This window comes from Pseudomonadota bacterium (assembly GCA_018823135.1).
Classification (GTDB): domain Bacteria; phylum Desulfobacterota; class Desulfobulbia; order Desulfobulbales; family CALZHT01; genus JAHJJF01.
This window is the reverse complement of the sequence record JAHJJF010000132.1, coordinates 1-7,218: the sequence shown is the minus strand read 5'-3', so window position 1 is coordinate 7,218 and position 7,218 is coordinate 1. Positions and strand designations below refer to the sequence as shown.

At 47.3% G+C, this 7,218-nt stretch carries 7 protein-coding genes and 1 riboswitch; of the genes, 3 read left to right on the top strand and 4 right to left on the bottom strand.

Annotation, left to right across the window (positions count from 1 at the left end):
• The coding region (locus KKE17_13730) for a U32 family peptidase C-terminal domain-containing protein (protein MBU1711058.1) at positions 1–354 on the top strand (354 nt) is incomplete at its 5' end.
• 90 nt (positions 355–444) lie between these two features.
• On the opposite strand, the gene KKE17_13725 is transcribed toward KKE17_13730, so the two are convergent.
• Positions 445–777 (bottom strand): hypothetical protein, encoded by a 333-nt coding sequence (locus KKE17_13725; protein MBU1711057.1) that lies wholly within the window; start codon positions 775–777, stop codon positions 445–447.
• Positions 778–855: 78 nt separating this feature from the next.
• Positions 856–935: riboswitch (cyclic di-GMP riboswitch) on the bottom strand.
• A 441-nt stretch (positions 936–1,376) separates the two neighbouring features.
• Here KKE17_13725 and KKE17_13720 point away from each other — a divergent pair.
• Together KKE17_13720 and KKE17_13715 are read left to right on the top strand one after the other, a co-directional pair.
• Complete coding sequence (locus KKE17_13720; protein MBU1711056.1) at positions 1,377–3,143, top strand: protein kinase; 1,767 nt, start codon at positions 1,377–1,379, stop codon at positions 3,141–3,143.
• Positions 3,144–3,203: 60 nt separating this feature from the next.
• Positions 3,204–3,911 carry a protein phosphatase 2C domain-containing protein gene (locus KKE17_13715; GenBank protein ID MBU1711055.1) on the top strand — a complete coding sequence of 236 codons (708 nt, stop codon included), beginning with the start codon at positions 3,204–3,206 and terminating at the stop codon, positions 3,909–3,911.
• A gap of 249 nt (positions 3,912–4,160) precedes the next feature.
• Here the strand turns inward: KKE17_13715 and KKE17_13710 are convergent, their stop codons facing one another.
• The 3 genes from KKE17_13710 to tgt form a co-directional block, all read right to left on the bottom strand.
• Positions 4,161–4,958, bottom strand: coding sequence for a cytochrome C (locus tag KKE17_13710; GenBank protein MBU1711054.1), 798 nt, complete (start codon positions 4,956–4,958; stop codon positions 4,161–4,163).
• A 591-nt stretch (positions 4,959–5,549) separates the two neighbouring features.
• Entirely contained in the window at positions 5,550–5,897 is a 348-nt protein-coding gene (gene yajC, locus KKE17_13705) for a preprotein translocase subunit YajC (GenBank protein ID MBU1711053.1), read from the bottom strand.
• 100 nt (positions 5,898–5,997) lie between these two features.
• Positions 5,998–7,119: a tRNA guanosine(34) transglycosylase Tgt gene (tgt, locus tag KKE17_13700; GenBank protein ID MBU1711052.1), complete on the bottom strand. Its 1,122-nt coding sequence runs from the start codon at positions 7,117–7,119 to the stop codon at positions 5,998–6,000.
• Between the last annotated feature and the right edge of the window lie 99 nt (positions 7,120–7,218).

The following is a 7,218-nucleotide window of genomic DNA, read 5'->3' as shown; positions in this document are numbered from 1 at the left end:
GAGCTTTACAAGGTAGGATCTCGCGGCTATACCGACAATTTTTATGAGGGCCCGCCCCAAACCGATGACATGCTCTATGATGGACCAAAAATCCAGCAGGCACATGCGCCGCTGGGTGTGGTGCGAAAAGCCGGGTCAGACCCGGTTATCGAAGCAAGAAACCCGATACGGCCGGGTGATATAATCGAATATCTAGGATCCGGACTGTCCAGTACGCAACATAGAATTCTCACACTGCGTGATCTTGAAGGAAATATACTTGAGCAGGCAAACCCTGGAAATCGGATCACCATGGAAATTGATCCTCCCGGTCCAGGCTGGGAAGAACATTCACTGCTGAGGAAAGGGGCCTGATCTGCGCCTGAACGCAAACGGCTCAGTCCATTCCGGGGAAGGAATGAACTGAGCCGCAAAACCATTTCTTGCTATGTCAGGATGGTGAAATCAGTTGACCTTGAATGTCGCCGGATAACGCTTTTCGGTTCCATCCACCAGACAGGCGGTCAATTTGAACATTTCCGGGTAATCCGTAGCTTCCAGGCCGCAATTCATTGTTTGAGCCTTTACATCATCAGTTGCACAAATCAAGCTTCCGCCGGCATAATAGAGGCGTAGCTGTTTAATGTCCTGAACCGCTACTGAATCATAATCCCAGTTGACTGTCACAGCACCATTAATGCTCGGCATGAACTGTTTCTGAGGGGCCTGATTGCCGCTTTTCACAAAACCAAGGGAGATCGCGCTCACCAGAACAACCAATACCAGTAATCCTCTCATTTTTACACCTCCAATAAATTTAAAAATGGCCTGCCACCGTTTGGGCGACAGGCCATTTTTCATATGCTCCGTCACCATTTCGGCAGCTCCTCTATCCCGTTTGTGGGGGACAGGTGGCTTTGCGTAATTCGGAAACCCGAATCTTGCCTTTTCGATGGTTTTTTTATTCACCCTTATTATACCAAAAGAACGCCCCTATTAAAACTATTTAGTTCATTCGCGCATATTATTTTATTGTTTGCCCTTCTGCGCTCAAAACACAGCTCGTCACTCTATTCTCTGACCATGAAATCCTCAAGAAAAAACAAGAAGTTATTCTTTTATTGCGCGATATCGCCCTTGTTCTCTCTGCTTGCATTAATTCCGCGGCATTGGTAAGTATTCATTGTCCCACAAAACGCCAACCCCTCTGAAAGGAACACTGGCCGGCGGAACTCAACCAAAGATTCAGCTTCGGTATCAGCTTTTCAGGTTCTTTTTATGATTGGTAACGCCTCGTTTCATTTTACTGCCCTTTTGCGGGCAGCAAAATGAGGCCCACGGCCGGGCGGGCGCCTGAGTACATTTTCAAAAAAAACCGAAACAGGGTGGTGGTTGTTATGCAAAAAGACAATAAAAGACAATGGATCCGCCTCAAAAAATCCGAGCCCGATCTTGGGATGATTCACTTTGTATTTCCTAAAGGCAAAAAACCAGCCGCCCTCACTATTGAGCCGCCCGCAAATACATATGCCGGTGTCCACAATTTATGCGAAGGGGGCCTCCTTCTTGAATCCCCGTCAAAATATGGAAAAGACACGATAATCATTCTGTCTTTATACGATTTTTCTGCAAACACCTGGACCACTGAAACAGCCTCTGTCCGCTGGAATAAAAAAGGATATAACAAAAAAGAATTTTTAATAGGCTTAAAATTCATCACCGGCAAGGCCGCGGAAACCTTTCAAGGCCGTATCGAATCACTCAACCTTGATGAGGCGGTATTCGACCTGTATTTTCTTTTGAACACCAAGCTCCTTCACTCCATTCCGAAACAGGCCTTCTGGTCCCTGCTCAATTGTCTGCGACCATGCCGCCTTGTTGCCGGAGAAAAGGTTATGTCCCAGGGAGAACCAGGAAAAAATCTTTATATTATCCAGGAAGGCTCCTGCGCTGTCAAAGTCGATAAGGACGGTGAAACTCACCAGGTCGCCTCGCTTAAAACAGGGGATGTTGTCGGGGAAATGGCAGTATTAACAGGAGAACCCCGTTATGCGGATGTTATTGCCGAAACCGACATCAAGCTCTGGAAACTCGGGAAAAAAGAATTTGAACAGGTCTCAACAGCCCATTCGGACCTGAAGGTTTTCTTTACGGAACTGGTCACCAGGCGCCTTGAAAATTCGCCGCATATTGCGGACCGAACAATCGGCAAATACATCATCAAACTGATGCTTGATCATGGTGCCTGGGGGATTGTCTATCAAGGAATCCACAGCACCTTAAATATGCCGGTGGCAATCAAAATGCTCAAGCACCAGATGGCCATGGATCCTGATTTTATGGAAAAATTCAAGGATGAAGCAAAAATAATCGCCCAGCTGAACCATCCCAACATCGTACAGGTTTACGATATTGAGGAACTCTATAAAACCCTGTTCATTGTCATGGAATACATGGAGGGCGAATCCCTTGAGACGCTCCTCCAACGCTCAGGCCATCTGCCACCCTGCATGGTCGTCGATTATCTGTACCAGGCCTGCTCAGGTCTTGCCTATGCCCACAACAAAGGAATCGTGCACCAGGACATCAAACCGGCAAACCTATTTATCCAGCCGGATAACACTGTCAAGATTCTCGATTTCGGACTCGCCTGTCCCATGGGCAATGAAAACCTTGACATGGAGGGAACAGTTTATTACATGGCTCCTGAACAGATTGAAGGTGAACCGGTGCAGGCATGCACTGATGTTTACTGTCTCGGGATAACCGCCTTTGAGATGATAACCGGCAAAAGACCCTATCCGGAGGATGATATTGTTAAACTGCTGGATCTTCATCTGGAACAGGATATTCCCGACCCTGCCAGCATGGTTGCCGATATACCGGAAGCTCTGCGAGCATTTATCCTTAAAGCCTGTCAGCGGGATGCAAAAAAGCGTTATCAGAGCATGGATGAAGCCATTAAACAACTTCTCCCCCTGTATCTGGAAACCAAAAAGGACCATGAGATAACGCCTCTAGAAAAGAAACGCATGGCAACTTTGTTTTTTTTCTATCAGGATGAGCAGCGGGGCACCTTGAACCGGCTGCTGGATGAATTCAGCTCCCGGGCCATGGACCTTGGCATCGGAGTAAAAGCCGCTGACTTTAAGGATCTTTGTTAAACAAATTTTAACCATTCAAACTTTACGGCCATTCCTCTGAATGGTTTTTGATAAATCTCGATGAAAACAATCGGTCTCTCCCATAAAGGCCTGGTCAGAAATGCGAACGAAGACCGGCTGCTGATAAAAGAATTTTCTCAAAACTCCGCACTCCTTGCCGTCTTCGACGGCCTTGGCGGCCAACCGGGGGGCGAACTTGCAGCGCAATTGGCCCAAGACGTTGTGGATACCTTTTCGCCAAGTCCCGGACAAGAACTCACATCACTAAACGATATTGTTCAACAGGCAAATGATGCCATACTTACTGAAGCCGACAAGAATTCGAAATTCGCCTATATGGGTTGCACGGTCATAACGGCGCTGATACGCGACTCTGAACTTTCCTGGGCGCATGTGGGCGACTGCAGGCTTTATTTATTCCGCGCCGGACGCCTTCAACAACTCACCGTTGACCAGAACATGGCACAGAGTTGTATAAATGATGGCAGCATGACCGTTGAGGAAGCCCATGCCTCAAAGATTCAGAACCTCCTTGATCAACACCTGGGACTGTATCAGATTGAACCGGAGATGAATTCAACCGAACTTTACGCCGGAGATATACTTCTCCTGGCCACGGACGGAGTACATAATGAAGTCAGTAACGAGACTTTGGAAAAAATTCTCCTGATGGCAAACCCCATTGAGATCAAAGCCCAAACAATAATAAATCAGGCCCTTGATCACGGCGGGAAGGATAACATTACCCTCGTTCTCGCTGAGATATAAACAAGACCTGCGGGGCGATTCAGCCCCGGAAAGAACAAAGTAAACGCTTTTTTTCACAACCAGACACATCAATAATCAGCTCTTCCGTAAAACCAAAGCTTTTCCTGAAATTCCGAACGTAATCGTTTTTTTCTCAAATGTGGTACGACAACCTTGCCGTTCGGTTCGAACACCCCCTTGGCCGGGGCATAAAAAAAGGCCGGGTCTGAAAATCAGACCCGGCCTTTAGTACTCTAGACTATTTAAAAATTACTTATTCAAATCATGTGCAATACCATGACAATCGCCGCATTTCGGGAATTTCTCCATCATCTTGGCGGGATGTGGCATGCCGTGACAATCCTGACATGCAGGAATAGTCTTATGCTTGGTTTTATGACATGTGGCGCAAAGGAGTTTCGAATGTTTGTACTCGCTTGCGACCAGCAGATTATAGGCATCCCCATGACATCCTGCGCAATTCTCCGATGCAACATCATCAGCATAGGTTACTGCAAGAGGCATATGCGGTTTATGACAGGAGAGGCAGTCGGTGTTGGTCTGCTTTGCCGTATGACCCGAATGGCAATGGAGACACTCAGGAATAAAGCCGTGCTTCTCACGGTGACATTTTGAACATGCCACTTCAAGGTGAGCGCTGGGGTACTGTTGCAATTGTCCCATCTGTTCCGTATGGCAGGTCAGACAAGGATCGGTCATATCATCCGTCAAAGAGATAAGCAACGGCGTATGGGGATTGCTATGGCAACCGAGACAACCGGTCAAGTCGAAATGCGGTGTTCCCTCATGACATTTACTGCACGCAGGGATAATGTCGGTGACCTTGGGAGGATGCCCCCCCTCATGACAATCAACACAGCTTACCTCGGTTTTATGCTTGCGGCCATCGCTGTTGATATCTGATGGTGCAGCATCATGACATTTGACACAATCATCAGCGGTCAACACAGCGGCTGAAACATTTTGTGCCAAAGCAAGGGACACAAATGCAGCCGCAACCACAAGAAGCCATGTAACCTTGTTTAATCTCTGTGTTTTTCCAGTCATACCTCCTCCTTTAATCAACATTTTAAAACGTTAAATTTTAATTCTCGTAAAAATTCGCCGCATAAACCTTTTACACCCGCACCAAAAGATTCAAACAGGTGCCAAGATACTTTGCGACATTTTACGAAAGCGTCAAATTGAAACCATCAAGGTTTAATTAATTTATAAATGGTACCTAGTTAGATAGTCTCGAACGCATCATCCAGTCCCAATAAATTCATTGGTTACGGGCTGCAATACCTTTCTGAAACGGGTTTTAGGAATTTTACGCTTCAGAAAATATTACAGGCCAAAATGAATTTGCCCTCAATCTGTAGTGTGAACAGCCTCTCTTGTCAACCAAAAACAAAAAAAAATACCGCCGCAAAGCCGCCGAAGAATACCTGTTATCTGATAATTTATTTATCGGTGCCGTTGATGGGTACAAGATTTATTACGGAAACATCATTATTTGTCCGCATCGCGAAAAGTCGCTCCGCCGACGTGACACGGTTTGTGCCTCTTTAATTTTACACGTCAGCAAGATGGGCTTCTAACTTTTTATGAACCTTTCAAATTTCATGGACCATGAAATCAACAGCTCTTAATCCCTCAGCCACCGCCGGATTTTGCACCGCCTTCGGCCTGCGCTGCAGAGGCTGCACTTCCCAGTATATGCGCCCTTGAAACTTTGACGCGGATATTGTCGGTAATTTCCAGGGTTACAACTGTGTCGGTAATCCCGGTTATTTCACCGTACAGCCCGCCGGTGGTTATAACGGCATCACCTTTTTTAAGATTTTTAAGAAACTCCTGATGTTTCTTTGCCTTTTTCTGCTGCGGCATGATGAGCAGAAAATAAAAAACCACAAAAATAAGAATAAATGGCAGCAATCCACCTAAAATCCCACCCGGCGCCCCGCCGGCTGCGGGTGCTGCTGCAAAAGCGATACCTGTCATGTCAACCTCCTGATAAAATTAATTAATGTCCCTAAGGCTCCTGAGGGGAACTCCTGAAACCCTGATTTAACACAAAATAAATACTGGTCTTTTCAAAAAATTACTCCGCCATATCATCCTGGCGCTTACTATAGAAATCCTTTCTGAATTCTTCAAAGCCATCCTTTTCGATTGCACCTCTGATCCCCCCCATAAGCCCGACAAAATAATGCAGATTATGGATAGTGTTCAAATGGGAGGCCAGAATCTCCTTGGACATATAGAGATGCCGCAGATATGCCCGGGAATAGTTCCGGCAGGTGTAACAATCGCAGGCAGCGTCCACCGGTTCACGATCATTATAAAAGCGAGCGTTTTTTATAACAAGCCTGCCTGTGGATGTAAAGAGCATTCCATTCCTGGCATTTCTTGTGGGCATGACGCAATCGAACATGTCCACTCCCCGGTATACCGCTTCCACAAGGTCTTCCGGCGTACCGACACCCATGAGATATCGGGGATAATCCTCGGGCAGAAGAACAGTGGTCTGCTCGGTGATATCCATCATTAAATCATGGGGTTCACCAACACTCAAGCCGCCAAGCGCATACCCGTCAAAGCCGATGTCGAGCAATTCGTCAACCGCCCGGGCTCGCAAATCCGGATACATCCCTCCCTGGACGATACCGAAAAGCAATTGCCCCTTTGTCTTCTGCGCCGATCTCGATCTTCTTGCCCAACGCCCTGTCAAGTCGGTGGCCAAAATCGTTTCATCCCTGGTTGCAGGAAAGGGAATGCATGTATCCAGGCACATCATGATGTCCGAGCCCAGCGCCTCCTGAATCTCCACCGCCTTTTCCGGACTCAAAAACAGGTCGTTGCCGTTAAGATGGGACTTGAAGGCCGCTCCCTCTTCGCTGATTTTTGCCAGGGCTCGAAGGCTGTAGATCTGAAAGCCGCCGCTGTCCGTGAGAATCGGCCGGTCCCAATTCATGAACTTATGAAGTCCGCCCAGAGACTGAATCAACTCATGGCCGGGGCGGATAAAGAGATGATAGGTGTTTGCCAGAATAATCTGTGCGCCAAGGTCCTTAAGGTTTTCCGGGGTAACGCCCTTTACCGTAGCCTGGGTTCCCACCGGCATGAAAACCGGGGTTTGAATCGTGCCGTGCATGGTTTTCAGTTCACCGCGCCGGGCCAATGATTTTGACGACTTCTTGTGAAGCGTAAAAGGCGAGGTCATTTCTCCCCCTGCCAGAGAGTCAGGAGCTGATCGATTCCATTTTGCGCCATTGCCGTTAACTGCCCAAATTGATCAATGGTAAAAGGCTGTCCTTCAGCG

What these genes read in the sequence shown, in the direction of transcription:
- KKE17_13725 (MBU1711057.1), bottom strand. Translation starts at nt 777, where the DNA reads ATGAGAGGATTACTGGTATTGGTTGTTCTGGTGAGCGCGATCTCCCTT.
- KKE17_13720 (MBU1711056.1), top strand. Translation starts at nt 1,377, where the DNA reads ATGCAAAAAGACAATAAAAGACAATGGATCCGCCTCAAAAAATCCGAG.
- KKE17_13715 (MBU1711055.1), top strand. Translation starts at nt 3,204, where the DNA reads ATGAAAACAATCGGTCTCTCCCATAAAGGCCTGGTCAGAAATGCGAAC.
- KKE17_13710 (MBU1711054.1), bottom strand. Translation starts at nt 4,958, where the DNA reads ATGACTGGAAAAACACAGAGATTAAACAAGGTTACATGGCTTCTTGTG.
- yajC (MBU1711053.1), bottom strand. Translation starts at nt 5,897, where the DNA reads ATGACAGGTATCGCTTTTGCAGCAGCACCCGCAGCCGGCGGGGCGCCG.
- tgt (MBU1711052.1), bottom strand. Translation starts at nt 7,119, where the DNA reads ATGACCTCGCCTTTTACGCTTCACAAGAAGTCGTCAAAATCATTGGCC.